The following is a 26329-nucleotide window of genomic DNA, read 5'->3' on the forward strand; positions in this document are numbered from 1 at the left end:
GCAAGCGTCACCTGACGACCAGTGCCGCAGCAACCACAAGTGCTGCTGCGGCCGCCAGAGAGGAAGCGGTAAAGGATCCGGTCAGGTGGTGCATCTGGCCCGCGATCCAGGGCCCGGCCATCTGTCCGACACCAAAACTTGCCGTCAGAACCGCCAGCATCTGGCGGATTGCCGCCGGACCGTCCCCACTGGCCTCGCGCCGTGCCTCCATGAGGCCAAGGGCTGTGATCCCCATGAAGGTTGCCCCGAGAAGTGCCGCGCCCAGCAGGAAAAGCGCAGGCACTGTGCTGATGGCCGTCAGGGCGACGCCAGCGGCTTCCAGAATGCACGCGAGCGCAAAACCCTTCCGGGTTCCCAGCCGCGCTGCGACCCTGTTCCAGACGTAAATCGAAGGCGCGGCGCACAGGCCGACTGTCAGCCAGACGTATGCTTCGGTTGACTGAAGCGCCGGATTGGCACGTGCAATCGTGTTGATGAAGGTCGCGGTGATGACGTAGCCGAACCCGAACAGGCCATAAGCCAGTATCAGTCGGATACGGCTCGCGGACCCGAATGGGGAGGATCGGGCGGCGCCCGGGGAGGTGTATGCCGTTGTTGAGCCCGGCACGGGCACCGGTCCGGTCGGCACCAGAAAGGCTGCGACCAGCAGAAAGCAAAGCGTTGCTGCGCCGCTCGCCAGCCAGAGCATGCGCCAATCCGCCCCCAGATGCGCAAGGACAGCGACGAGGATCGCGGAAAAGGCGATGCCGCAACCGACACCGGCGAAATGCAGGGCGCTTAACCCGCCGCGTCCGGCTTCTGTCAGCCTTTCCAGGATAAGGCTGGTGGAAAAGACCAGCGCAAAGGCACTTGCGACACCGCTGGCAAAGCGGATCAACAGGAACAGCGGCAGAGCGGTGGTCAGTGCCATCGCGGCGCTGGTGAGCGCGCTGGCGATCAGTCCGCCCAGAAACCACATGCGAGGACTGCCGGGCAGCGACCTTGAGGCACCGGCAAGCGCCCCCGCCAGATAACCGAGAAAGTTCGCCGACGCGATCAGGCCTGCATCGTCGGGTGGTAGCGACAAACCGTCGGTCATGAAGGGCAGGATCGGGGTATAGACAAACCGGCCGATTCCCATTGCGGCTGCAAGGGAGAGCAGGCCGCCGAAAGCCAGTGCGGTGGGAGAGCGTGGTGTGGCTGACATGGGTTCCGAGGGTCAGTCGATAGAGAATAGGCAGAAGGCCTCAGTGGCCGTTGAGGCTATCTTGCACGATTGAACCGGATTGTCATTTGCAGGTCGGAGCCGGCTGGGGAGGCGGACAATTGAGGATGGACAGCGAATGCTGCTGTCGAGATCAATCAGTGAAACACAAAAGCCCCGCAATGCGTCCATTGCAGGGCTTTTTGTTTTAAGAAAATCGGCTCAGTTGCTAGAGCGAGCCGGCTGAACAACAGGAGCGACGAGGCGGGCGTTGGTGCGTTTTGCCTTGCGCAGGGCCTTGGTCCGCATCGTCTTGGCCTTGTAACCGGGGATCTGGGTCATGCTGGCCCCATGGACGCCGTCACAATGGTCCAGGCTCTCGCCGTAGCAACTGTTCGGGTAGCCGCTGGTCGTTGCGTTACAATGCGAAATCCAGTTGTTGTAGCATTCGCCAAGATTACTTCCGTCACTGGGGGCAGCTTGAGACGAGATTGTGGTCCCGACCAGAATGCTTCCAGAAACAACAAGGGCGATTGCGTAAGTATTATTCAATTTCATGACTATCTCCTAAAAAAAGTCGGCCATCTCTGGCTACGGAGATCAATTTAATTCTTGTTGTCTGGAATGTACGTGTTGCAAGTCACACAATCTTATTTTTGAAAATTATTGTTCACGTTCTTGTGAGTGATGCAACCAGGGACGGTTGAAAGCGTTCCACTTGCGGGAAATGTCAATGGCAGATCGCGCGCCTGAAAATAAAAAGAAAAAATTTCTTTATTTTGAGGTTCCGCGCTTGCCGTGTCGGCCCAGCAATCCTATTTTGCCGCTCGACGCGGTCATTCGGACGTTGACTGAAGATGTCTGAATGTTGCCGCCCGTCACCGACCTTTTGAGGAGTTTGTCATGTCTTTTGAATTGCCTGACCTGCCGTATGCATATGATGCGCTGGCCCCTTACATGTCTGCTGAAACGCTCGAGTTTCACCACGACAAACACCACCAGGCTTACGTAACCAAAGGCAACGAGCTGCTCGCCGGCAGCGGCCTGGAAGGCAAGTCGCTGGAAGAGATCGTCAAGGGTAGCTACGGCAAGAACGCTCCGCTGTTCAATAACGCCGGTCAGCATTACAACCACATCCATTTCTGGAAATGGATGAAGAAAGATGGCGGCGGCAGCTCCCTTCCGGGCGCCCTTTCTTCTGCAATCGACAGCGATCTCGGTGGGTTCGACAAGTTCCGCGCCGATTTCATCGCCGCAGGTGTTGGCCAGTTCGGCTCCGGTTGGGCATGGCTCGCTGTGAAGGACGGCAAGCTGGAAATCATGAAGACGCCGAACGGTGAAAACCCGCTGGTGCATGGTGCCGCGCCGATCCTTGGCTGCGATGTGTGGGAACATTCCTATTACATCGACTACCGCAACGCGCGTCCGAAATATCTGGAAGCTTTCATCGACAGCATGGTCAACTGGGACTACGTGCTGGAAATGTACGAAGCAGCGACGAAGTAATTCGGGTCACATCCCGTTTCTTGAAACCCCGGCCTGGAAAGGCCGGGGTTTTTTGTTTGGTTGTTTCGTCAGCGTTGACGGTGTGTTCACCGCTGAGTCGTCACCTCACGAGACCGTGATTTCAGGACTGGGTGGTCCATGGGTTGTACTCTCCCAGGTGAATCATTGCCCATGGCAATTTCCACGAGAGGGAGAGAACGATGCGAATGATCAAATCCGCTGTTGTGTTGGGTCTGGCGGCCGGGATCGGCCTTGCCGGAACGATTGCTCAGGCGTCTGACGACCCGATCGCGACCCGGCAGGCCATCATGTCTTCCGTCGGCGCAGCCGCCGGACTTGGTGGCGGTATGATGAAAGGGGAGATTGCCTATTCGCCTGCCGCCGGAAAAGCGGCCATCGCGACCATGCGCGCTGCATCGCTGTCATTTGGCGATTTCTTCCCCGCAGGGTCTGATCAGGGGAAAACCGGCGCGGCAGCTGCCATCTGGGAAGATCCGGATGGTTTCTCGGCCGAATTGGCAAAATTTGCGGCAGCCACGGCAAAAGCTTCGGAAGCTGCTGGCAAAGACGGCCCGGCGGATGTGGAAGCGCTCAAGGCTGCGATGGGGCCCGTATTCGGCTCTTGCAAATCGTGCCACGAAACTTACCGTAAGAAAAACTGATCGGCTGAATTCAGGAGCTTTCGGTGCCCGGTGCCACCAGGCCGGCTCCAGCTTGTGAGACAGATCAGCGGCATTTCATCCCCTCGGGGCTGAAGAGCCGCTGTTTTGGTGTTCAGCTGCAGGCGGAACCCAGGGAGACTCCATGAAAAAGGCTGTCATCGTCCTCGTCGTGCTTGGCGTTGTTGCCGCAGCTGCGGGGTGGTTTCTGTCCGCGCCGACGACATTGAACCAGGCCCAGCTTGCCGCCTTCGCACCAGGAGATGCCGCGCAAGGAGAGCTGGTCTTCTGGGCAGGAGGGTGCACGTCCTGTCATGCTGCCAAGGACGCTGAAGGAGACGACAAGCTGAAGCTTGGCGGTGGCCTGCGTCTGGAAACGCCTTTCGGTGTGTTTGTCGCGCCCAATATCTCCTCCAGCACGGCAGACGGTATCGGCGCCTGGTCGCTTGAAGATTTCGCCAATGCCATGACACACGGCACATCGCCGGACGGGCGAAACTACTATCCGGCTTTTCCATATACGTCCTATGCCCGAATGTCCGGCGCTGATATCGGCAACCTTTATGCCTTCCTGAATACGCTGCCGGCTGTTGAGGGCAAGGCTCCCCCGCATGAACTCGGTTTCCCGTTCAATATCCGCCGGGGCATCGGGCTCTGGAAGCGTTTGTTCCTGGATCCGGCACCGGTCATTGCCGCGCCTGCAGCCGGGGGGGATGTTGATACCGCACTCTGGGAGCGTGGCCGGTATCTGGTGGAAGGGCCGGGCCATTGCGGCGAATGCCATACGCCCCGCAATCTTGCCGGTGGGCTGGAGCTGAGCAGGTGGCTCGGTGGCGCGCCCGCTCCCACAGGGGAAGGCCGCATTCCCGACATAACTCCGGTAGAGGGCGGATTCGGCAGCTGGAGTGCTGCTGACATCGCCTATTATCTGGAAAGCGGATTCACGCCGGAATACGATTCCGTTGGCGGAGAAATGGTGCATGTTCAGGAGAATATGGCCAAACTTCCCGCAAGCGATCGTGAGGCGATCGCCGCCTATCTGAAAGCCATCCCGGCCGTTGTTCAAACGGCCAACTGACGTCACATCACGGACCATCAGACATTTCCATGACCCCATCGCAGCAAATTTCAATCGTAGCGGTTGAAACCGAGGAAGATCTTGCCGAGGTCCGACGCCTTTTCCGCGCCTATGTCGACTGGCTCGGGATCGACCTCTCCTATCAGGGCTTTGAGGAGGAACTTGCAAGCCTGCCGGGAAAATATGCGCCGCCTGTGGGGGCGCTGTTTCTGGCGAAAGACGGAGCGGGGATCGTTCTCGGTTGTGTTGGTCTGAGAGCATTCGGACAAGACGGCGCGTGCGAAATGAAGCGGCTATACGTCTTGCCGGAGGGGCGCGGTAAGGGTGTGGGCGGTGCGCTGGTGGAGGCGGTGGTCAAGGCGGCAGAGGCTGCAGGCTACCGCGAAATGCTGCTGGACACGCTGCCAGGCATGACAGGCGCCATCAAGCTTTACAAAGCCGCAGGTTTTGAGAATGTCGACGCCTATTACGATACGCCGATAACCGAGACGGTTTTCTTTAGAAAACAATTACTTGGGTAGAGTTTCGCGAGCTTTCAAACAAAACCACCCGCGAGCAGGTGGCCAAGTTTTCTTTTTTGTTATTGGGTCGTTTTGCCCGTGCACAGTTGTTCAAAAGATCTGAGAGCGCCTTTGCGGCTTTGATTTAGTTATATTCTACTAATTGATAATACGGAGGAACAGGTACGGTTGCAAGCCATTGATCAATCAAGAGGCAATGACCGCTTCCGCTTCGACCTTCAGGTCAGGATGAAACAGGGCGGCAACACAGACCAGCGAACTGGCTGGCATGTCAGTTTCATAGAGGTCTGTCAGGGTCGACCGGATTTCCGGCAAATCCGACATGTCGGTCACAAACACGGTTACTTTCAGCAGATCCTTCAATGAGCTTCCGAAGTGGGCCGCGACAGTCTGCAACTGATTGAATATCTCTTTCACCTGCGGGCCGGCCGAGGCGGCCTGTGCAGCTGTGCCGAAGGCCGTGAAGCCGGAGGTGTAGACTGTCTGTCCATGCCGCACGGTATGGGAATAGGGCCCGGCAGGCAGGCCCAGTTCCTCGATGTTCTGTCTGATCAAAGACAACTTCTTTCCAATCCTGATTACGGCAACCGGGCGGCGAGGTAGTGCGTTGCCTTTTGCACCGGTGGGCCCAGAAAAAAGGCGATGACGGCGGCAGCAGGCCAGGCAAGGCGAAAGGCGTTCATCCATTGCCAGAAGAAACTGTCGTTCCAGCCGAGATTCAGGAAGGTGACCCAGCATGACATCAGGAGCGACAGACCCAGCGACATCAGGCTTGTTGCTATCAATCGGGTCTTCATGGCCGCTTACCTTTCGCCCGCTTCGCCTGTGCCGATCTCGCCGAGCTGTTCGATGTAGCTGACCTGGGTCAGGTTCTTGGCGAGATAGGCCTTGGTGTGCGGCATTTCGAAGTGGGCTGCCAGGGCGTCCTTGTCGGTCCAGCTCTCCCAGAGAGTGAACTTGCCGGAATGCTCCAGGTTCTGCCGGATTTCGAAGAAGTTGCAGCCCGGTTCGTGCTGGGTTTCGGCCGCCAGCCGGCGCAATTCCATTTCGGCCGTGGTCTGGTCCGCGCCTTGTTGCAGCTCAATACCTGCGCAAATGAAATAGTTGCCCATGACTGTCTCCGTTGTGTTTGTTGGATGAAGACAGATTTATTGATTTCTGATTGTCTAATCTATATCTGAAAATGGTAACTTAAATTGCGAAATTGGAATCATGCTCGACGACATCGCCTTGTTTGTTCACATCGCGCGCCATCGAAGCCTTGCGAAGGCTGCAGCGCATCTGGGGTTGCCTGCGGCGACGGTGACGCGCCGCCTGGCGAAGCTGGAAGAAACCATTGGCACGCAGCTGGTTTTTCGCTCCGCGCGTAAATTCGAGCTGACAGGGGCGGGGGACGCCTATTTTGAGTCTTTTGCCGATCTCGTTCAAACCGCAGAGACGACGCTTGATGGATTGAGCGCCGATCTGCATGGCCTCCGGGGCGCCATGAAAGTGGCTGCACCCACCAATATTTCCATCGGAATTCTGGAACCCATGTGGTCCGGATTTCTGAAGGCTTATCCGGAAATCCGGCTGACACTGGCCCTCAGTAACGAGAATAAGGACCTGCTTGAACACAAGGTGGATATTGGCTTGAGAGCAGGACCGCAGACCGATGAGCGCCTTTTCCAGAAACGTCTCGGGGTGATCGCGACCGTGCTGGTGGCGGCACCGTCCTATCTTGAAGAGGCAGGTGCGCCGGAAACACCGCAAGAGATCAGTGAGCACAAGGTGGTGCGGGTGTCGACATTGCCGCAATGGCAGTTGACCCACCGGGAAACGGGCGCTCGGGAAACCGTGCCGCTGGATGCGCGCGTGGTTGTCGATGATATCAGCATGGCCAGGCAACTCACCGGCGATGGTCACGGGCTCGCCCTGCTGCCCGCGAGCGAGATATCGGACGACCTGGTGTCAGGCCGCCTGACGCCGGTTCTTGCCAGTTGGCAGGGCCAGCAGCGGGACATTTTCGCGGTGTGGCCAACCGGCAAACTGCTGAACGCGCGGGTACGCTGCCTGCTCGATTACATGGAAACCTTCATGGCGGCGTTTCCGGTGTTACAGGGAGCTGTGTTTGAGCCAGATCCGGCCTGATCCGGCCGTTGGCTTATGCAGTGTAGGGATTGCAGCGAATGTAGCGCGGCTGATCGATGTAGCTGGACATGACGGAAAGCCATGCCTTGCACTCGCCCTGCGTCTTGAAACAACCTGCCTGGGAGATGATGTATTTCTGGCTGAAGTTGAAGACCTTGCCGCTGGCAATGCCCTTCCAGCCGCTGCCGCTGAAGCTGCGGCAGTCATAAGGCGTGTTGTAGGTGCTGGGAATGTCCTGCCGGTTCTTGGTGAAGGTCGGGGAGAACAGCAGCGTTTCCACCACATTTCCGCCCGTCGTCTCATAGGACTGGCACGCGACAAGGCTCAGGGACGCGGCAACGACCGGAACCAGACGCAATCCCTTTTTCAACCCATGAACAACGTGGTGCGGAAAAGAGCGGTAGCAGGTCATCACAGGCTCCAGTGAACAGGATAGGCGCGGTCCGGGACCGTTCAATTGATTGATTTGCAACGACTCTCACATGAGCCGAAGACCGGGGCAAAATCAAGTCACGTTCGCTTGGCTGATATCCGCCGCAGCGCGTTATTGGTTTCGCCCGTGTCAGGCGCACGGGATATGCCGCACGCCTGACGGGTTCGAAGGTTGCACTGTGTCAGGCTTTTCCGGTCACCATAAGGGCGAAGGCCTGAGATTCGGCAACTTCCTTCAGCCGGTCGAAACGGCCGGAGGCGCCGCCGTGGCCGGCTTCCATGTTGGTTTTGAGCATCAGCAGCTTGTCGCCGGTGGCTGTTGCCCGCAGTTTGGCAACCCATTTGGCCGGCTCCCAATAGGTCACGCGCGGATCGGTCAAGCCGCCGACCGCCAGGATGGCCGGATAGGCCTTGGCCTCGACATTGTCATAGGGCGAATAGGAGGCGATGTAGTCGTAGGCTGTCTTGTCGCTGATCGGATTGCCCCATTCGGGCCATTCCGGCGGGGTGAGCGGCAGCGTGTCGTCCAGCATTGTCGACAGAACGTCGACGAACGGAACCTCGGCTATGATGCCGCCGAATTTTTCCGGTGCCAGATTGGCGACAGCACCCATCAGCATGCCGCCCGCCGAGCCGCCCTGAGCGACGATGTGCTCATAGGAGGTGAAGCTTTCCGCAACCAGGTGATCGGCCGCGGCAATGAAGTCGGTGAAGGTGTTCTTCTTGTTCTCTCGCCGCCCGTCCTTGTACCAGTGGAAGCCCTTGTCCTTGCCACCGCGAATATGGGCAATCGCGTAGACAAAGCCCCGGTCGACCAGCGACAGGCAATTGGTGTTGAAGCTTGCCGGAATAGTGATTCCGTAAGAGCCATAGCCGTAAAGCAGCAGCGGTGCGGAGCCGTCGAGCCTGGTGTCCTTTCGGTATAGCACGGACACCGGCACAGTCTCGCCGTCGGCGGCGGGCGCCATCAGGCGGCGGGTGACATAGTCGCCCGCGTTATGGCCGGAGGGTACTTCCTGTTCCTTGCGCAGAACACGCTCGCGGGTCTCGACATTGTAGTCGAAGGTCTGCGACGGCGTGGTCATGGAGGAATAGGAAAAGCGGATCGTGCTGGTGTCGAACTCATAGCCGCCTCCAAGGCCGAGCGAATAGGCCTCCTCGTCGAAAGCGATGGAATGTTCGATCTTGTCGGCAAGCCGGTGGATCACGATGCGCGGCAGGCCGTCCTCGCGCTCCAGCCGCGTCATGAAACTCTTGTAGACGCAGTGGGACAGGATCAGGCACCCCGGCTTGTGCGGCACGAGGTCTGACCAGTTCTGGCGGCCAGGGTTGCTCTTGGGCGCGGTGACGATCTTGAAGTCCTCGGCGCCACCTGCATTGGTCAGGATGTAAAGCGTGTCGCCATGATCGTCGATGGAATATTCGATGCCGGTTTCGCGCTCTGCGACCAGCACCGGTTCGGCAGTCGGATCACTTGCCGGGATCATCCAGACTTCGGACGTCTCATGGTCGTGAATGTCGATGACGATGGTGTCACCGGACTGGGTCTTGCCGACCCCCATGAAGAAGCCGGCATCCTTTTCCTCGTAGACGAGCACATCGCTGGCCGGGTCGGTGCCGATCTCGTGCCGGAAGAGCTTTGAAGGCCGGTGATTGGCGTCCAGACGAACGTAGAACACGTAACGACTATCTTCGGAGAAAACGCCGCCGCCGCCCGTATCTTCGATGGCGTAGTCGAAATCCTTGGCCGTCGCGGCGTCGCGCAGTCTGAGCGAATAATATTCCGAGCCCTTGTCATCATAGGCCCAGGCTATGAGCTTGTGATCCGTCGACTGGCTGACACCACCGATCCGGAAGTAGGACGTGCCCTCGGCTTCCTTGTCGCCGTGGAGAAGTACCGTTTCCTCGCCGCCATCGCGCGGGGTCCGGAAGAAGATCGGTTGCTGGCCACCGGTTTCGTATTTGAGGCCATAGGCGAAGGGGCCGTCGGGTGAGGGGACCGAACTGTCGTCTTCCTTGATGCGGCCGCGCATTTCAGCAAAAAGCTGTTCCTGCAGAGCCTTCGTCGGCGCCATCTGCGCTTCCTGGTAGGTATTTTCCGCTTCCAGATAGGCGCGGATATCGGCATCCAGCACGGAAGGGTCTTTCATGACCTCCTGCCAGTTGTCTGCCCGCAGCCAGGCAAAGTCGTCCTGGCGAGCAACGCCGTGGGTCTCAAGGGTGACGGGGCGCGCAGTGGCGCGCGGGGGGAGGGCATCCTGTTTCATGGATCCGAGGTAGGATTTTTGAGCGGTGAAGGCAAGAGGCCAATCCTGCCGAGGCCGCCGGACGGCTGCGTCTGTTGCGCTTCGGGACGACAAGGTGGGCGGTGAAAGTCTTTGACATTTTCCAGGCGTTCGAGCACTTAGGAAGAGATGGTTCCCGACTCTGAAATTCGGAGCGGGATTAAAAGGGAACACGGTGCGACGAGGCCGCAAGGCTGCAAATCCGTGACTGCCCCCGCAACTGTGAGCGGTGAGCAAACCTGAAAGCGCCACTGGGGAAACCCCGGGAAGGATCAGGCAAGCCATGACCCGCAAGTCAGGAGACCTGCCATTTCATCTTAAACCTTAACCCGGGCGGGGTGCCCCGGCGGAGTGAGTGACATGGTCTATCGGCGCCTGCCGGCAAAGTTGCACATTCGGTTCGAAACTGCCCCGCGCAATCGCGGAGGGCGATATGAACCGGAAATTGACTGCTGAAACCTCAAGTCCTGCCAACCTTTTGACCCTTTCCGATCCGCTGTCGATGCGTGCGCTGCGCGCGATGGTGCCGAACGGCAGGCAAAAGCCTGTTGCCAACGATCGGATTGGTAATGTAATAACATTACATGATGATCATCCTCTTTCCTTTCAAGCTGGTAGCTTCTTGCGCAGCCATGGTGGCAAGGTTGTCGCTGCGCCGCCCCATGCTGTCCGTTCGCGGACGGAAGCTGTAAAGGTGCGCCATGAGCAATGAGCCGCACAAGATTTTTGTCTGTACCGTCTGCCGTCACAAGGGTCAGATGTGTCAGCCCGGATATGCACTGGTCAGCCAGTTGAAGCGCGCTCTCCAATTGGCCGTTCCGGTCGTTGGGGACGATTTCGAGGTCAGCGGTACAGCCGACATCGAAAGCTGTTCGCGTGGATGCACAGTGGCCTACAAGGCAACGGGCGAGGCGATTTACCTCTTCGGTGATATCGATGCAGGTGAAACGGACATAGAAGATCTGGTCGACTACGCCAGGCGCTATCGCGAGCTAGAGAACGGATATGGCGGTTCTAGTGTCCGGCACGGCATGCGATGGACCGCATCGCAGGGCCGTATCCCTGCGGCGATGATCGTCTCGGAAGCTGACGGAACGGTCTTGTCATGACGGGGATCGATCTTTGCGTCCGAGAGGCAAGCTGGAAGACGGGGCAGGGCAGGACCATTCTGGATCCGGTCAGCTTCGAGCTGCCCGCTGGCGAGGTTCTTGGAATTGCCGGGGCCAATGGTGCCGGCAAATCGACCCTGCTGCGACTGCTCTACCGTTTCCTGAAACCGCACACCGGCACCCTTCTGGTGGATGGCAGGGACCTGTGGCATCTCAGTGCCAGGGAAGCAGCCCGAACGATCGCCGCCGTCCTGCAGGAGCAGCCGACCGACTTTGCCCTGTCTGTTCGCGAGATCGTCGTTCTTGGCCGGCGGCCGCACGCAAACGGCATTGCCAATGCAGGCAAACGGGACGCTGAAATCGTCGATGACTGCCTCAGGAAAATGGATCTGCACTCCTACGCCGACAGGTCCTTTGGCACGCTGTCCGGCGGTGAACGGCAACGGGTGATGGTGGCTCGGGCGCTGGCGCAGGAACCGAAGTTGCTGGTTCTGGATGAGCCGACCAACCATCTGGATATCCGCCATCAGCTCGAGATTGTCGAGCTGATCTCTGATCTGAACATCACCATCGTCACAAGCCTGCATGACCTCAATCTGGCAAGCCGCGTCTGCGACAAGGTTCTGCTGCTGCACGAGGGGCGGCTAGTTGCCCATGGCGCGCCGGAAACGGTGCTGACCCCCGGCAACATTGAACAAGCCTATTCGGTACAGGTCCGCCTGGAGCAGTTGTCTGCCAGCCGTGAGCGTTACCTGACCTTCCATCTTTGACTCCCTGGAGAGCACAATGAAAAGACTACTGCTGAGCGCTGCGCTCGCCCTTCTGACTGTTCCGGCCTTTGCCCAGACCACGGTGAAAAGCTGCAATCGCACGGTCACTTTCGAAGCGCCGCCAAAAGCCGCTGTTTCGAACGACGTCAATCTGACCGAGATGATGCTGGTGCTTGGTCTGCGCGACCGCATGGTTGGATATACCGGCATTTCGGGCTGGAAGACGCTGGACGCGGAAATGCGTGAGGGCGTTGCCGAACTTCCGGAACTCGCGTCAAAATATCCAAGCAAGGAAGTGCTGATCGGGGCAGATGCGGATTTCTATTTTGCCGGCTGGAACTATGGCATGAAGGTTGGCGGCGAAGTGACGCCGGAAACGCTGGAGCCCTTCGGGATCAAGGTTTATGAGCTGACCGAATCCTGCATCCATATCGGCGACAAGCCCAAGGCTTCGCTGGCGGATCTTTACAACGACCTGATCAATCTCGGGAAGATCTTCGGCGTGGAAGACACGGCCCTGCACCTTGTCGCTGCCTATAAGCAGGAACTGGCGCGGATCGCGGCAACGGTGCCGGAAGGCGAGAAACCGTTGCGGGTTTTCGTTTACGACAGTGGTGAGGACAAGCCCTTCACCGCCGGTCGCTATGCTATGCCGACGGCGCTTATCGAGGCGGCCGGTGGCGTCAACGTCATGGACGATTTCGAAAAGAGCTGGGCGACGGTCGATTGGGAAACCGTGGTGGAGAAAGATCCGGACATGGTCGTGATCGTAAACTACGGCGAAGTGACGGCGGACCAGAAACGGGATTTCATGAAGAACAACCCAGCTCTGGCCGGCATTGCGGCGGTCAAGAACGACCGCTTCGTCGTCCTGGATTATGTCGAGGCAACGCCGGGACCGCGAAACCTCAAGGCTGTCGGCAAACTCACTGAAGCCTTCTGGGGAGAGTGAGACTTGCTGACAATGCCTCTCACCGCGGTTGCGGGCACAAGCGATGATCCGGCATGACCGAGGTGACGGCAAAACACAACGCATCCCGGCGGCGGTGGAGCACCGGCGTTCTGCTTCTTGCCGGGATGCTGCTGCTAGCTATTTCGATTGTGGCCGCCATCGGCGCAGGCGCGGTCGCCATTCCGGGCAGCACTGTCTTCAAGATCCTGGCCAATCGCACGGTGCCCGGCCTTTTTGAGGTCGATTGGCCGCAGAGCCGCGAGGCGATCGTTTGGGAAATCCGGTTTCCGCGTGCGCTGCTGGCCGGCTTTGTTGGCGCCGGTCTGGCTGTGGTCGGTGCTGCCCTTCAATCCGTCACGCGCAATCCGCTGGCGGATCCGCATTTGCTTGGCATCTCCTCCGGCGCGGCGGCCGGCGCCATTCTTGCGCTTTTGCACACCGGCCTGTTTCTGGGGCTCATGACCGTTCCGCTGATGGCTTTTGCCGGGGCACTGGTGGCAACCTTCCTGGTGCTTGGCGTGACACGCTTCGCGTCTGCGACCAGTGCCGACCGGCTGGTTCTTGCCGGTGTGGCGGTGTCGTTCATCATCATGGCAATCGCCAATATTCTGATTTTCCTCGGTGACCCCAGGGCAACTCATACGGTTGTCTTCTGGATGCTGGGCGGTCTCGGTCTTGCCCAGTGGTCGCAATTGCCGTTTCCACTCGGCATTCTGCTGCTGGTGGCACCCTATTTCCTGGTGCGGGCCGCTGATCTCAACGCCATGACCATTGGCGATGAAACCGCCTCGACGCTCGGCATTCCCGTTGCCCGGTTTCGTCTCACCGTGTTTGTGCTCGGCGCGCTTATCACCGGCGTGATGGTGGCGTTTTCAGGCATCATCGGTTTCGTCGGCCTGATGGTGCCGCACATCGCGCGCTTTCTCGTAGGCGGTAACTACAGCCGGGTTCTGCCCGCCTCCATGGTTCTGGGCGCCATCTTTCTGATCTGGGCGGACATCATTGCCCGCACGCTTTTGTCGCCTGAAGATATGCCCATCGGTATCGTCACGGGGTTGATCGGTGGTGTTTTCTTCGTCCTGCTGTTGCGTTCCCGGACAGGCCAGGCCCACTAGGCCAAAGGCATCGGCCGCCGCATGAACCTTGTTCGGAAAGAGTGGCCGGATCACCGGCCACTTGAAATCCCTCATAGCAAGGCGGCCATTCAAGACTTCTTTTGAAATTTGAACAAAACGGTAGCCGACTTGGCTGCAGCTTTGTGAAATTGATGCCTTAAGATAAATAGATTGGGCGAATTATTTCGAATTAAAATCGAATGAATTTGAGTGTTTCTTAGATTTATTTCAGATTTAATTTAAATAAACAAGTTTTTATTGAAGAGCTCTTGAGTAGCGACTAGTCTTTTGATTGAAAATCACGAATACATTTTTCGGTAGACGATGCGTGTACCGAAATAACTTCGCTAAACAGCCTCTCTGGCGGCGCAGTGCTGGCAGCGTGTGATCTCCCTTATGCCCGGACGCCGGCGCCCGAACATCGGTGTGTTTCATCCAAGCAGAGAACTCCACGAGGACAGATATGTGTGATCTATGTGCCGCCACCGGCAGATACCAGGATTTCCCCTATGTCTCCGGGTTCAGTTGCGACGACGACAGCCAGGGGCAAGACGGCAGCAGTCTGGGTTTCGCGGGCGGGGTTTCGGATCCCAGCCTTTCCGGCTTCACGCCGGCAAGTAGTTCGAACGAGGCTTATACCGGGTTCCACGGTACTGCCACGGCAACCCGACTGCCGGTCTTTACCAACGACCAGATTGCCGAACAGCTCACGGATGGGTACTGGAACGAACTCGGCAGTTCACGTCGGTCTTTTGGTGTGCGGGCAGGTGACGAGGTCACGGCAGATCTTACCGGACTGACCGATGAGGGGCAGGCGCTGGCAAGAAGCGCGCTGAATGCCTGGACCATTGTTTCCGGGCTCAAATTCAGCTTCGTCTCAAGTGGAGCCGATATCACCTTTGACGACGAAGACAGCGGTCCTTACGTCACTTCGTCAGCAAATGGCGGAACGATACTGTCCTCTTTCGTCAATGTACCGGCCTCCATGCTGAGTGACGATGGCAATGCGATACCGGGTTTCACATACTTTACCTATCTTCAGAAAATAGGTCAGGCGCTCGGTCTTGGCCTTGCAGGAAACTATGACAACTCGGCCACTTATGGCGTCGACAATCACTATGCCAACGATTCCTGGCAATCCTCGGTCATGTCTTCTTTCAGTCAGACCGCCAACACTTCGGTAGACGCCAGTTTTGCGTATCCGATGACGCCGATGATTGCGGATATCATCGCCATCCAGGACCTTTATGGAGTGCCGGACAACAGCTATCCGGATTTCACGATGTATGGAACAAACCCTGGCGGTTATCCATCGCCGTCTTTCGTCGAAATTCCTTCCGATGCGGCGGTGACGATCTTCGATACCGGCGGATCGGATCTCCTCAACTTTATCGGTAACAGCGTTTTCGATGGCATTACCGCCGACCAGTGGATCGATCTTCGACCTGAAAGCATTTCCAGTGTCGCGGGCGGTAGCGGAAATTTGCTCATCGCACGCGGAACCATCATCGAGAGAGCTTATGGCGGGCAGGGCGATGACACGCTTATTGGCAACGATGCCGGTAATCATTTGGTGGGATATGAGGGAGACGATACGCTTATCGGCGGCAAAGGGGATGACGTTCTGAGCGGCTGGAACGGACGAGACACGGTGTGGGCAGGCCCCGGTGACGATCATGTGCTTTACGACGATGATGATCTGTTCTGGACAGATGGCGTCCCCAGAGACGTTGGCGGCGAAGGCATTGACAAGCTGATCATAACCGCCGGTTCGAAATTCAATACCGCCGGACTTTCCTTGTACGGTTTCGAGCAGTTTCAAGGTGCGGAACTGGACGACCGAGTTGAAGGAAACGATGGCTCCGTCGACTACTGGATGCTTGGCGGCGGCGGCGATGATTTCCTTAAGGGCAATGCAGGAAACGACACGCTTCTTGGCGGCGACGGTCACGACATACTTCATGGTGGTGCGGGTGACGATTTGCTGCGCGGTGGCATATGGGGCCACGACGAGCTCCGCGGTGGAGAGGGAAACGACACGATCTACTATTCCAGCGGCGATGTCTTCTGGGACAGACATAGACCCATAAACATTGGCGGCCCTGGGATAGACAAGCTGATCATTGAGGAGGGATCGAAGTTCAACACAGTCGCTTTGTCCAGGTACGGCTTTGAGCAGTTCCAGGGGGCTGAGAAAGATGATCGCGTAATCGGCAATGATCCAACGGTCGACTACTGGATGCATGGCGGTGGTGGACGCGATAATCTGCAAAGCAGCGCTGGCAACGACATGTTATTCGGAGGTGACGGCGCCGACAGCCTGCTTGGCGGCGCGGGCGACGACATCCTCGCCCCCGGGCCGTCCTCCTTCGGCAGCCAAACCTGTCAGGGGGACTTTGGCGACGACACCTATCTTATTTCTTCCGACTGCGGCCATACGATAATCCGCGAGTTTGACGGTCGCGGGACGGACACCGTCATTTTCCAGGACCTGAAACCATCGGATATCGAAGCGTCGGTTGGATATGCAGACCATTTGCTGCTGTCCTGGGGAGACGACGGCAACGAAGTTTCGTTCAACGATCTCGGGAACTACATAGAATCGTTTGAATTTTCCGATGGCACAATATTGCAGGTGGACGATTTCGATCTCATCTAGCCGCTGCTGCCAAAGGGGCGTCTCAATCCCTCACTCTACCCCGAGATAGATAGCCGATGTCAAAGGTGCATCTACAAGGATTTGGACGCGACTTGATGAGTCCATAGCCTGAACTGTTGTCCGGACAAGCTGCATCGCCTGGGCCGTGAACCGATAAAGGCCGGTTTGTCCGGTAAAGGCGAAGCGCTTGCTATGGGAGATCCGGACTGTTTCCATGGGAGTGATCTCGAATCGGGCGGTATTGGTATAGTGTTGTCGGACATAGACCAGATGCGGCGTACCCATGGACAGACTTCCCATTAATCTCGCAGAATTCGCTCATATCCGGATTATCATCGGCATGGTGATCGGGCTGGGCGTTGCGCGTCTGCTGAATGGTCTTGCGCGATACGTGCAGCACCCGCGGCAGGAAGAGATCTACAGCGTGCATCTGGGCTGGTCGCTGTTCATGCTGCTGTCCGTCGTTCACTTCTGGTGGTTTGAATTTGCGCTTGGCCGCATTCAGGTCTGGACGTTCGAGAGCTATTTCTTCGTCATCGCCTTCGCCGCGCTCTACTTCTTCATCACCGCGGTGCTTTACCCGGACAAGATGGAAGAATACGCCAACTACAAGGACTATTTTTACGCCAGGAAAACCTGGATCTACGGCTTGCTTGCCCTGATGTTCTCGCTCGATATCGTGGATTCCCGGCTGAAGGGGATCGACTATTTCAACGATCTGGGAACCGCGTATCTGGTGCGCCAGATCATAATCATCGTGCTGCTACTTGCTGCGACGAGGATCCGGCATACCGTCTATCATATTGGTCTGGTCAGCGTTGTCCTGCTGTCGCAGATCTGGCTGATCACCAGCAATTTCAGCGTCTTGAAGTAACGGTCTCAACGTTGGTGCTTGCCATCGGGCAATGACCTCAGGCAGCGGCGCTCTTCGGCTGCATCTTGCCGCGCATGAAGATGAAGATCATCACCGCCATGTTGAGGAAGTTCCAGGCGATGCCGTTCAGGAATGCGGCCTGGTAGGAACCGGTGAGGTCGTAGATCCAACCGGACAGCCACCCGCCGAGGGCCATTCCCAGAATGGTCGACATGATCACCAGACCGACCCGCTGCCCCGCCTCGTGAGCCGGCAGATATTCGCGCACGATCACCGCATAGCTGGGCACGATGCCGCCTTGTGAGAGGCCGAAGATGAGCGACACCAGGTAAAGCGACGCCAGCCCGTTGAACGGAATGAAAAGAAACAGCGCCGCGCATTGCAGAACGGAGCCGATCAGCAGCGTCATGACCCCGCCGATCTTGTCGGCGATGTAGCCGGATGTGAGCCGGCTGACGACACCGGCACCGGTCATCAGGGCGATCATGTCCGCCCCGGGCGCAACGCCATATCCCAGATCGACGCAATAGGCGACGATATGGACCTGAGGCATGGACATGGCGACACAGCAGGCAAGCCCGGCAACCACCAGAAGTCCTTGCAAGACGGCTGGCGGCAGTCCGGTGTCCTGCTGTCCGAAACGGGCGGTTGCCGTGCCGGTGCTCTGGGACCGGTCCGGCGGAGGCCTGCGCAGCAACAGGGCCAGTGGCACCATCGCCACAAGGCAGATGACACCGATGAGGATGTATGTCTGGCGCCAGTCGGATGTGGCAAGGCTCCACTGGATCAGGGATGGCCAGAGCACACCGGCAAGATAATTGCCGCACGCGGCGCAGGCGACGGCGAAGCCGCGCCGCTTCACGAACCAATGCGAAATATCGGCAATCAGAGGTCCGAAGGTGGCCGCGGTGCCCAGACCGATCAGGACACCCTGAGCCAGAGTGAACGACCAGACATCCGGTGCAAGAGCGGCCAGCACGAAACCTGCGGCAAGTGACACGGCGGAGCCTATGACCGGCAGGACGATGCCATAGCGGTCCACGAAGCGGCCCAGCAGATAGTTGCCGGCGGCGAAACCGAACATCGTGGCGGTATAGGGCAGGGAGGCGTCGGCCCGGTCGACACCGAAATCTGTCTGGACCGCGGGCAGAACGATGATGACCGCCCACATGCCCGCGCCACCCAGGGTGCTCAGCAGGATCGATATCGCCAGCCGGAACCAGGCGTAGGGCCCGTCCTGGGCGTATGGATCAGATGCGGTCGCGAGAGACATGATCGGTTACCGGGAAAGTGAAGAACTTACTGGGTAACAGGTTCGCCAGCCGGCGACCAACAAATATCCTTGAAGCGACTGACCACAAATTCAGATAAGTGCACGAAGGCGGCAAGGCTGCCTTCGTGCCGGAGCTGTCTTTTGTCGGGAGCTTACGCGTTCGCTTTCAGGCTTTCGGCCACAAAGTCGCTCAGGGAACGGGCCGGATGGCCATTCAGGTCTTCCAGAGCCGTGGAGGCCGTGAACAGGTCGCCTTCAGAAGCGCCTCTGTCGGCATCTGCGAGAACCTTGGCGAAACCTTCAGGCATGCCGGCCTGTACGAGAATGCTGGCATATGTGGCTTCCGGCAGGTTGTTGAACGGAATTTCGCGACCTGACTGGCTGGAAAGTTCGGCTGCAAGGTCGGCAAGATTGAAAGCGGATGAACCGCCAAGTTCCAGAGCCCTGGTGGTGAGATCGCTGCCGGAAACCGTCCGGGCCGCGGCTTCTGCATAGTCTTCTCGCCCGGCCGCAGAAAACTTGCCGTCACCGCTCGCGCCGACAACGGCACCGTGTGCAAGGGCGGCTGCGATGGTGCCGCCGAAATTCTCGACATACCAGCCATTGCGCAGCACGGCGTGGGCAATGCCGCTTTCACTCAGAAGCCTTTCCGTCTCCTTGTGTTCCTCGCCCAGAAGAAGGCTGGACTGCGGCACGTTGAGCAGGCTGGTGTAGACGATGAAGCGGACGCCGGCTTCCTTTGCCGCGTCGATGACGGCCTTGTGCTGCGGGAGACGCTTGCCGACTTCCGAACCGGAAATAAACAGAAGACGCTCAACACCTTCCAGGGCGGCGGGCAGAGTGATGCTTTCGTCATAATCCGCCTTCACAACAGCAACCTGATCACTGGCAAGGTCAGCAGCTTTTTCCGGGGAGCGGACGAGGGCGCGAACCGGCTGCGCGGTCAGGTTCGTCAGATGTTTGAGGACGAGACGGCCAAGTTGGCCATTGGCACCCGTGACTGCGATCATCTTATTTCTCCTTGAAGGTCGATCGTTTGAAATCCTGCGGATGCTCCCCATGTAGACGGGTAACTAACTTTTTGTTAGTACGTACAAAAAGGTTAGTTTTGAGATTTTTCCAATCTCGCATCAAAAAGATGGACCGCACGATGACCGACACAGCCGAAACCGGACCCAGGTGCATGCTCAACAGCGGCGCGCCCTTGTCCGAACTGATACAGACGGGGGAATTGCTCAACCAGAACTGTCCGTCCCGCGAGATCCTGCGTCATCTGACCAGCCGTTGGGGCGTGCTGGTGCTGATCGCGCTTCTGGAAAAAGACCGGCGGTTTTCGGAAATCCGCCGGACTGTGGGCGGTGTCAGTGAAAAGATGCTGGCGCAGACACTGCAGACCCTGGAGGCGGACGGGTTCGTCAACCGGTATTCCCATCCGGTAGTGCCGCCCCATGTCGATTACAGCCTGACACCCATCGGCAGGGAAGCTGCCACGAAGGTGCGCGATTTTGCCGACTGGATAGAGGTCAATACCATCAGAATTCTGTCTGCCAGGCCTCATCAGAGCCAAGCAGAGGCTGTGGAATAGCAAATGGGCCATAGGCCCGTGCGGTCAGAGGTCTTGCGCAGGTTCGTACGGGTTTACGGGCGCTGTCAGTGCGAGTATCGGTCGACAATCTGCCAGTATCTCGGATCACGCCACACTTTGGAGATGGCAGCGGACAGTCGGCCCTTGATCTGCGGATCGAGATCGTTGTTGGCCGCAAGCCACTGAATTCCGTGAGTGACCGGGGCCCCGATCACCAGGGTTTTCGGATCATAGCCCTGTTTCTTGAACATGTAGCTTGCCCGGACGGACATTGTGTACCAGGCATCGATCCGGCCGTTTTTTAGCATGGCACTTATCTGCTCGGCGCTTGGGATTTCCTCAACGTTGCGAAACCCGAAACGCCGCAGAATCTGGCTCCGTTGGCTGCCGAGATGAACGCCGATCACCTTGCCGCTCTCAATTGCCTTCTCAAATGTATCGAGGGGTTCATCGAGGGTTACGAGCGCGCTTTCCGTATAAAGGAGCGGCGCGATATACTCGAATTTTTCCTTGCGCTTCTTGGAATAGGCAGCGGTGAAGAGAAGGGAGCCGGGAGTGTTTTCTGCAAGAATCTGTGCTCGCCTCCAGGGCGCGAACCTGATCTTGATATCAAGCCCGGCTTCTTCGGCCACAAGTTCCATCAGCTCAACCGCGATCCCTTTCTCTTCTTCATTTATGGAAAGCGGAGGCAGGTACCCAGTAAACGCGATAATTTCCTCCGAGGTCGCTGTCGAAGACAGTATCAGCGGAGTTAGAAGTCCCAATCCCAGGTAGACAACCGGCGCGCGAGAAAGTGTTCTGGAAAACCTTCGCAATACAGACAAGAGCTACCCCGGAGTTCTTAAAGCTTTGATGTAGTTATTAGCATTGGGGTGTGACTGAAATGTAAAATCTGCGACTGTTCTTAAAAATATTATTCAATGCATGTATTAATTCCACCCGCCCGGAGAACATTATGGCTCGTCATTGCGGGCCGATCACTCAGGGGCGGGCGGAACGTAAAGTGGCTATTCGGCTTTTGCAGACAGCCTGCCGCCGTGAACGAAATTCATCGCATGGCCGTTGAGGCAATAACGCAAGCCTGTGGGGGGCGGCCCGTCCGGGAAAACGTGTCCCAGGTGCGCGTCACAGCTGCTGCAGCGAATTTCGGTCCGGATCATGCCATGCGAACGATCTTCGATTTCCCGTATCGCATCCGGACTGACTGCCTCGAAGAAGCTGGGCCATCCGCACCCGGAATCGAATTTTGTATCCGACATGAATAGCGGCGCTCCGCAGCAGACACAGTCGTAGCGGCCGATGAGCTTGTTGTCCCAATAGGGGCCGGTAAAGGGGCGCTCGGTGCCGGATTGCCGGGTAACATAGAACTGCTCGGGTGTGAGCTGCTCCATCCATTCCGCAGTGGTTTTCTTGACGCTTGGAGACGCTTGAAGTTGGCGAGTGGTCTCGTCGGTCATTCTGGATTCCTTGTATTGTGTTTTTCCGAGAAATAGGCCCGCACACCGTTGGCTGCAAGCGGCAGCAGATAAAGGTTTCGCCAATCGGTCACGGTGTCTGCGGGGCTGGTGTTGCCGAGGGAAAGCCTTTTTGCGCCGCTCAACGCCAGCCCGCTTCTAACGGGTGAGGTGGTGCAACACTGACTTCACGCGATTGCCACCTTCCTGGCGTGCCTGAAAAACGCAGCTCTCTGCGGCGGCGAGGATCAGTTCGGAACTTTCCGAAATGCCGGTCTGTTCGACAACCGCGCAGGCTGCACCAACCGATGCTGTCATGACGCCATTGCCTGCCGTATTGTCCGGATTGGGAATGCCCAGATCCTGGATTGCCAAGTGAAGATAGGCGCTGATGGTCTCGGCGCCCATCTGGTGGGTTCTGGGCAGAAGAAGAGAAAATTCCGCCGTTGCGGTTCGGGCGGCGATATCCGCCGGCCGGCGCGCGGTTTCCTTCAGGGTTTCCGCGACTTTCGTCAGGCACTCCTCGGCGGCGCCCGGCCCGAAATGCTCCGCGAGTGCTTCGAACCTGTCGAGCGAGACCTTGATCAGGCTGGTGTGGGTCTTTTCACGAAGGGCAATCGCCCATTCCCGCTTCAGGCCTTCTTCAAAGGCGCGTCTGTTCAGCAGGCCGGTAAGCGGGTCGGTCTGCGTTGCCGCATCCAGACGGCTTTCCAGCTCCTTGCGCTTGGCAATGCTTCGGAAATAGACGGCGAAAGCGTAAGCCGCTCCGCGACTGTCCCGTAACAAATGGGTGCTCACCTCCGCCCAGACCAAAGAGCCGAAGGCGGAACGGAGCTGAAGTTCTGCATGGGGAAGGGGAGACTGTGCATCGCCGCTACCGCACAGGATCCGGTGCAAATGGTCCGCGTCTGCATCCGGAGTGGCCAGATAGACAAGATCGCTCAGATGGTCGGCCAGTTTCTCCGCACTCCACCCGAACAGCCGCTCGGCGGCCGGCGAAATGAAGGTGGGGGTTCCATCGAAACCGATCAGAACAATGGCCTCATTGCCCAGTTTGACGAGCGTTTCAAAGTCGATGCCAGACGGATGGAGAAGGTCCGTCGCCAAAGGCGTGTCCCGATTGCTGCCCGACACCATCTTTCCTTGCCTCGCTCGATTTTCGTGGCAATGCATTCCCTAACTGGAACTGAACGGTATTCACGCTTTGAAATCAAGTGGCAAGCTGCCTGTCCCAGGTGTAGACGAAGGTGATTTTTTCTGAAGGTCCTTGGTGTGAGCTGTATTGCGCACGCGGAGCCTGCGGCTTTTCAAGTCGACGCGTTTTCAGCACAGACAAAATGCACAAGAAGCTGGCTCGCCAGTCCAACCCCTGACAAAAGCGCGCATGTGACGCGGGGGAATTCACTGAAAAACGACCGGCATACGCTTGAACACGTAATTTCGACTACCTAAGACATGTCATATACCTTCGGGGCCGTTATTATCCGGCGGATCGGGGCTGATTCGAGAAAGCCCGTTTCCGTCGTTTCTTTTAAACCGTGACGAAAGATCAGCATGACGCCAGCATTGATCGACGACACCACTCTCTTTGCCGTCCTCGCACCCTTTGCTGCGGCTGTGGTTGCGCCTTTTCTGACCCGCTGGTTCAAACACAATGCGGCCTGGGTGCTGGCAATCGTGCCAGCACTGATCTTCCTCCATTTCACCGGGTTCGTCGAACCTGTGTCGAAAGGGGAAAGCTTCGTTGCGGCAATGGCCTGGGCTCCCAGCTATGGCGTAAACTTCTCCGTCTACGTTGACGGGTTGTCGACGCTGTTCGCCCTGCTGATTTCCGGTATCGGAACGTTCATCATCCTGTACGCCGGAGGCTACCTCAAAGGCCATCCGCAACAGGGCCGGTTCTTTTCGTTTCTGTTCATGTTCATGGGGTCGATGCTCGGCCTTGTGCTCGGCAACAACCTGATCTCCCTGTTCATTTTCTGGGAACTGACCTCGATCACGTCCTTCCTGCTGATCGGTTTCGATCACCTGCGCGCAGCGTCACGGCGGGCCGCGCTTCAGGCGCTTGTGGTCACGGGGGGCGGCGGTCTGGCGCTGCTGGCCGGGTTCATCCTGATCATCTCGGCCACGGGCGAGATCGAGATGTCGGTGCTCTTGTCGTCACCGGATATCATCAAGGACACCACGCTCTACGTGCCGATCTTTTTCCTTGTTCTGGGCGGTGCCTTCACCAAGTCCGCACAGTTCCCGTTCCATTTCTGGCTGCCCAACGCCATGGAAGCGCCGACGCCTGTGTCCGCCTATCTGCATTCGGCAACGATGGTGAAGGCTGGTGTTTACCTGCTGATGCGCATGCACCCGCTGCTGGGCGGAACGGAACTGTGGACGACGGTTCTGCCGCTATTCGGTGGTGTGACGCTGCTGGTCGGCACGATCCTGGCGGTGCGCCAAACCGACCTGAAGCTGATGCTCGCCTATACGACGGTTGCCTCGCTGGGTCTTCTGGTCATGTTGACCGGCACCAGTCAGGAAAAGGCGCTGGAAGGTGCGGTCCTCTATCTGCTAGCGCATTCTCTCTTCAAGGGCGCACTCTTCATGGTGGCCGGCACGATCGATCATGAAGCGGGAACCCGTGACATCAGGAAGCTCGGCGGCCTGCGGTCGGCGATGCCGATCACTTTCGTGGCGGCCTGCCTTGCATCGCTTTCCATGGCCGGCTTGCCGCCGTTTATCGGCTTTATCGCCAAGGAAGTGCTTTACTACGGCACCTGGGGCTGGCTGGAGCTCGGCCTGCCGATCACCGTCACGGCCGTTGTCGGCAATGCCCTGATGCTGGTGATCGCAGCCGCGGTCGTCATCAAGCCGTTCTTCGGTCCGAAGGTGGAAACGCCGAAACATGCGCACGAAGGACCTGTGCTGCTGTTTGCCGGTCCCGTGTTCCTCTCGGTGACCGGTCTTGGGCTGGCCTTGATCGCACATACCAGCGGTGAGCTCCTGATCGCGCCAACCCTGTCTTCCCTGGTCGGAGAGACGACGCAGGTCGAACTTCATTTGTGGCCGACATCGATCAACGCACCGCTTCTGCTTTCTCTGGTCACCATTGGTCTTGGCGTTGCACTGTTCACTCAGATCGACCGTCTGCGCGGCGTGATCGGCAGCGCGCTCACGGCTATCGGCTGGGGCCCGGACAAGGGGTTCGATCAGTTCGTGGCCGGCACAGTCGGATTGTCCTGGCGTATCACGCGCGTGCTGCAGTCCGGCAAGATGCACACCTACATGATCCTGACCTTCATCTTCACGGGGCTCGCGGTGCTGGTGCCCGGCTTCCTGACGGACAGCCTGCCGGCGATGCCGAAGATGCCGGACTACCGCTTCTATGAATGGGGAATCCTGCTGATCGCCTTCTTCGGTCTCATCGCGGTTCTGGTCGCCAATACCCGCCTGACGGCCATCGTTTCGCTGGGTATCCAGGGGTTTGCGGTTGCGCTGATCTTCATGATGTTCGGGGCGCCTGATCTGTCGTTCACCCAGTTCATGGTGGAAACCCTGTCGGTCGTCATTCTGGCACTGGTCATGACAAGGCTGAACCTGTCACCCAGCGATCACCGGCATGGCCTCGCGGCGGTTGTCAGTGGCATTGTCGCCATCGGTGTCGGTCTCGGCCTGACGATGACGCTCCTGGCCATCACGCAGCAGCCTTTCGATACCCGCTTGTCTGACTTCTTCGCGCAGTTCAGCCGTTCCATCGCCCATGGGCGCAATATCGTCAACGTAATCATCGTCGACTTCCGCGGCTTCGATACGTTGGGTGAAATTGCCGTTGTGGTGCTGGCGGGTCTGTGTGTGCTGGCGTTGATCCGGGTGCGCACCAAGCCTGAAAAACCCATCGAGAAGCCCAAGACGGTTTCCCATCCCACACCCGCCCAGACAGGGGAGGTTCGCTGATGCGTACGATCATCTTCCGCACCATTGCGCCCTATCTGTCCGCGCTGATGGTCCTGTTCTCGATTTTCGTGCTCTTGCGCGGCCATAACGAGCCGGGGGGCGGGTTTATCGGCGGTCTGATCGCCGCATCGGCGCTCGCGATCTTCGGTATCGCCTGCGGTGTTGCCTCCGTGCGCCGCGCCATTGTCTTCCACCCGATGGGAGTTTCAGGTTTCGGGCTGTTCCTGTCGGCCCTGGCTGGCCTGCCGTCGATCTTCAAGGCTCAGGCATTCATGACCAGTCAGTGGCTGGAAGTTCACGTGTTCGGTGTGGAGGTCGCTCTGTCCACGCCGTTGTTCTTCGACATTGGCGTTTATCTGGTGGTGGTCGGAGCAATCGGCTCCATTGCGCTGGCGCTTGAAGAAAGGGAGGCCGACTGATGGAAAGTGGCGTCGTCATCCTGATTGGCATGTTCTTTACCGTGGCCGTCTACCTGATGCTCTCCAAGCAGCTGGTGCGTATTCTTCTTGGCATCGCCATTCTGGGCAATGCCGTGAACTTGCTGATCTTTACAAACGGGCGCCTGACGCGCGAGGTGCCGCCGCTCATTCCCGATCATCTTTATGCTCCGGAAACGGCGACGGCCAATCCCCTGCCGCAGGCGCTGGTGCTGACAGCCATCGTTATTTCCTTCTCGTTCTTTGCCTTTCTTCTGGTTCTGGCCTTCCGGGCCTACCAGGAACTGGGCACCGACGAAGTGGACGAGATGCGCATCGCCGAACCCGAACACGACCAAACTCCGCCGCAAGGGTACTAAGCT

Annotated in this window: 29 protein-coding genes and 1 riboswitch; of the genes, 17 read left to right on the forward strand and 12 right to left on the reverse strand. The window is 58.1% G+C overall.

Going from position 1 to position 26329, the window contains the following annotated elements:
• Positions 1-7 precede the first annotated feature (7 nt).
• Together FMN63_RS22920 and FMN63_RS22925 are read right to left on the reverse strand one after the other, a co-directional pair.
• The gene (locus FMN63_RS22920) at positions 8-1186 is read right to left on the reverse strand and encodes a YbfB/YjiJ family MFS transporter (protein ID WP_148586445.1); all 1179 of its coding nucleotides are present in this window, start codon (positions 1184-1186) and stop codon (positions 8-10) included.
• 219 nt (positions 1187-1405) lie between these two features.
• Positions 1406-1741: a hypothetical protein gene (locus FMN63_RS22925; RefSeq protein WP_148586446.1), complete on the reverse strand. Its 336-nt coding sequence runs from the start codon at positions 1739-1741 to the stop codon at positions 1406-1408.
• A gap of 175 nt (positions 1742-1916) precedes the next feature.
• Between FMN63_RS22925 and FMN63_RS29930 the strand changes: the two genes are divergently transcribed.
• From FMN63_RS29930 to FMN63_RS22945, 5 genes are all read left to right on the forward strand, one after another.
• Complete coding sequence (locus FMN63_RS29930; RefSeq protein ID WP_286192738.1) at positions 1917-2048, forward strand: hypothetical protein; 132 nt, start codon at positions 1917-1919, stop codon at positions 2046-2048.
• A 38-nt stretch (positions 2049-2086) separates the two neighbouring features.
• Positions 2087-2689, forward strand: coding sequence for a superoxide dismutase (locus tag FMN63_RS22930; protein ID WP_148586447.1), 603 nt, complete (start codon positions 2087-2089; stop codon positions 2687-2689).
• Positions 2690-2889: 200 nt separating this feature from the next.
• On the forward strand, positions 2890-3351 hold the full coding sequence (locus tag FMN63_RS22935) for a c-type cytochrome (protein WP_502706274.1): 462 nt from the start codon (positions 2890-2892) through the stop codon (positions 3349-3351).
• Positions 3352-3493: 142 nt separating this feature from the next.
• On the forward strand, positions 3494-4426 hold the full coding sequence (locus FMN63_RS22940; RefSeq protein ID WP_148586448.1) for a cytochrome c: 933 nt from the start codon (positions 3494-3496) through the stop codon (positions 4424-4426).
• 29 nt (positions 4427-4455) lie between these two features.
• A complete protein-coding gene (locus tag FMN63_RS22945; RefSeq protein WP_148586449.1) occupies positions 4456-4947 on the forward strand; it encodes a GNAT family N-acetyltransferase in 492 nt (163 codons plus the stop codon).
• A gap of 186 nt (positions 4948-5133) precedes the next feature.
• On the opposite strand, the gene FMN63_RS22950 is transcribed toward FMN63_RS22945, so the two are convergent.
• The 3 genes from FMN63_RS22950 to FMN63_RS22960 are packed head-to-tail and all read right to left on the reverse strand — an operon-like array spanning position 5134 to position 6059.
• Positions 5134-5508 (reverse strand): RidA family protein, encoded by a 375-nt coding sequence (locus FMN63_RS22950; RefSeq protein ID WP_205514246.1) that lies wholly within the window; start codon positions 5506-5508, stop codon positions 5134-5136.
• Between the two features lie 17 nt (positions 5509-5525).
• A complete protein-coding gene (locus tag FMN63_RS22955; protein ID WP_148586451.1) occupies positions 5526-5744 on the reverse strand; it encodes a DUF2798 domain-containing protein in 219 nt (72 codons plus the stop codon).
• 6 nt (positions 5745-5750) lie between these two features.
• The gene (locus FMN63_RS22960) at positions 5751-6059 is read right to left on the reverse strand and encodes a putative quinol monooxygenase (protein WP_148586452.1); all 309 of its coding nucleotides are present in this window, start codon (positions 6057-6059) and stop codon (positions 5751-5753) included.
• A gap of 100 nt (positions 6060-6159) precedes the next feature.
• On the opposite strand from FMN63_RS22960, the gene FMN63_RS22965 reads away from it, so the two are divergent.
• The gene (locus tag FMN63_RS22965; protein WP_148586453.1) at positions 6160-7077 is read left to right on the forward strand and encodes a LysR family transcriptional regulator; all 918 of its coding nucleotides are present in this window, start codon (positions 6160-6162) and stop codon (positions 7075-7077) included.
• Between the two features lie 13 nt (positions 7078-7090).
• Here FMN63_RS22965 and FMN63_RS22970 read toward each other — a convergent pair whose 3' ends face one another.
• Positions 7091-7489, reverse strand: a complete 399-nt coding sequence (locus FMN63_RS22970; protein ID WP_148586454.1) for a hypothetical protein — start codon at positions 7487-7489, stop codon at positions 7091-7093.
• Positions 7490-7691: 202 nt separating this feature from the next.
• Complete coding sequence (locus tag FMN63_RS22975; protein WP_148586455.1) at positions 7692-9776, reverse strand: S9 family peptidase; 2085 nt, start codon at positions 9774-9776, stop codon at positions 7692-7694.
• 131 nt (positions 9777-9907) lie between these two features.
• A riboswitch (cobalamin riboswitch) is annotated at positions 9908-10120 on the forward strand.
• Positions 10121-10227: 107 nt separating this feature from the next.
• Here FMN63_RS22975 and FMN63_RS22980 point away from each other — a divergent pair.
• The 7 genes from FMN63_RS22980 (at position 10228) to FMN63_RS23015 (ending at position 17273) form a co-directional block, all read left to right on the forward strand.
• Positions 10228-10506: a hypothetical protein gene (locus FMN63_RS22980; RefSeq protein ID WP_148586456.1), complete on the forward strand. Its 279-nt coding sequence runs from the start codon at positions 10228-10230 to the stop codon at positions 10504-10506.
• Entirely contained in the window at positions 10496-10903 is a 408-nt protein-coding gene (locus FMN63_RS22985; RefSeq protein ID WP_148586457.1) for a DUF1636 family protein, read from the forward strand. The genes FMN63_RS22980 and FMN63_RS22985 overlap by 11 nt, the downstream gene beginning before the upstream one ends.
• On the forward strand, positions 10900-11673 hold the full coding sequence (locus FMN63_RS22990) for an ABC transporter ATP-binding protein (RefSeq protein WP_148586458.1): 774 nt from the start codon (positions 10900-10902) through the stop codon (positions 11671-11673). Before FMN63_RS22985 ends, FMN63_RS22990 begins: the two co-directional genes overlap by 4 nt.
• 16 nt (positions 11674-11689) lie before the next feature.
• Positions 11690-12625 (forward strand): ABC transporter substrate-binding protein, encoded by a 936-nt coding sequence (locus tag FMN63_RS22995; RefSeq protein ID WP_148586459.1) that lies wholly within the window; start codon positions 11690-11692, stop codon positions 12623-12625.
• 53 nt (positions 12626-12678) lie between these two features.
• On the forward strand, positions 12679-13740 hold the full coding sequence (locus tag FMN63_RS23000; RefSeq protein WP_148586460.1) for a FecCD family ABC transporter permease: 1062 nt from the start codon (positions 12679-12681) through the stop codon (positions 13738-13740).
• Positions 13741-14203: 463 nt separating this feature from the next.
• The gene (locus FMN63_RS23005) at positions 14204-16399 is read left to right on the forward strand and encodes a M10 family metallopeptidase (protein ID WP_148586461.1); all 2196 of its coding nucleotides are present in this window, start codon (positions 14204-14206) and stop codon (positions 16397-16399) included.
• Between the two features lie 283 nt (positions 16400-16682).
• The gene (locus tag FMN63_RS23015; RefSeq protein ID WP_148586463.1) at positions 16683-17273 is read left to right on the forward strand and encodes a hypothetical protein; all 591 of its coding nucleotides are present in this window, start codon (positions 16683-16685) and stop codon (positions 17271-17273) included.
• Between the two features lie 37 nt (positions 17274-17310).
• On the opposite strand, the gene FMN63_RS23020 is transcribed toward FMN63_RS23015, so the two are convergent.
• Positions 17311-18546: an MFS transporter gene (locus FMN63_RS23020; protein WP_148586464.1), complete on the reverse strand. Its 1236-nt coding sequence runs from the start codon at positions 18544-18546 to the stop codon at positions 17311-17313.
• A 152-nt stretch (positions 18547-18698) separates the two neighbouring features.
• Positions 18699-19556: an SDR family oxidoreductase gene (locus FMN63_RS23025; RefSeq protein ID WP_148586465.1), complete on the reverse strand. Its 858-nt coding sequence runs from the start codon at positions 19554-19556 to the stop codon at positions 18699-18701.
• Positions 19557-19696: 140 nt separating this feature from the next.
• Between FMN63_RS23025 and FMN63_RS23030 the strand changes: the two genes are divergently transcribed.
• The gene (locus tag FMN63_RS23030) at positions 19697-20131 is read left to right on the forward strand and encodes a winged helix-turn-helix transcriptional regulator (protein WP_286192739.1); all 435 of its coding nucleotides are present in this window, start codon (positions 19697-19699) and stop codon (positions 20129-20131) included.
• Positions 20132-20196: 65 nt separating this feature from the next.
• Here FMN63_RS23030 and FMN63_RS23035 read toward each other — a convergent pair whose 3' ends face one another.
• The 3 genes from FMN63_RS23035 to FMN63_RS23045 all read right to left on the reverse strand — a co-directional run bounded on the left by FMN63_RS23035 (position 20197) and on the right by FMN63_RS23045 (position 22722).
• Complete coding sequence (locus tag FMN63_RS23035) at positions 20197-20895, reverse strand: substrate-binding periplasmic protein (RefSeq protein ID WP_148586467.1); 699 nt, start codon at positions 20893-20895, stop codon at positions 20197-20199.
• A 243-nt stretch (positions 20896-21138) separates the two neighbouring features.
• Entirely contained in the window at positions 21139-21588 is a 450-nt protein-coding gene (gene msrB / locus FMN63_RS23040; RefSeq protein WP_148586468.1) for a peptide-methionine (R)-S-oxide reductase MsrB, read from the reverse strand.
• Positions 21589-21744: 156 nt separating this feature from the next.
• The gene (locus FMN63_RS23045; protein ID WP_148586469.1) at positions 21745-22722 is read right to left on the reverse strand and encodes a GGDEF domain-containing protein; all 978 of its coding nucleotides are present in this window, start codon (positions 22720-22722) and stop codon (positions 21745-21747) included.
• A gap of 417 nt (positions 22723-23139) precedes the next feature.
• Here FMN63_RS23045 and FMN63_RS23050 point away from each other — a divergent pair, with 417 nt between their 5' ends.
• From FMN63_RS23050 to FMN63_RS23060, 3 genes are read left to right on the forward strand one after another with little or no spacing between them, the layout of a single operon-like run.
• Positions 23140-25530, forward strand: a complete 2391-nt coding sequence (locus FMN63_RS23050) for a putative monovalent cation/H+ antiporter subunit A (protein ID WP_148586470.1) — start codon at positions 23140-23142, stop codon at positions 25528-25530.
• Positions 25530-25949: a Na(+)/H(+) antiporter subunit B gene (locus tag FMN63_RS23055; protein ID WP_148586471.1), complete on the forward strand. Its 420-nt coding sequence runs from the start codon at positions 25530-25532 to the stop codon at positions 25947-25949. The genes FMN63_RS23050 and FMN63_RS23055 overlap by 1 nt, the downstream gene beginning before the upstream one ends.
• Positions 25949-26326, forward strand: a complete 378-nt coding sequence (locus FMN63_RS23060) for a Na+/H+ antiporter subunit C (RefSeq protein WP_148586472.1) — start codon at positions 25949-25951, stop codon at positions 26324-26326. Before FMN63_RS23055 ends, FMN63_RS23060 begins: the two co-directional genes overlap by 1 nt.
• The last annotated feature ends 3 nt before the right edge of the window (positions 26327-26329 follow it).

This window comes from Stappia sp. BW2, assembly GCF_008107695.1.
GTDB lineage: Bacteria > Pseudomonadota > Alphaproteobacteria > Rhizobiales > Stappiaceae > Roseibium.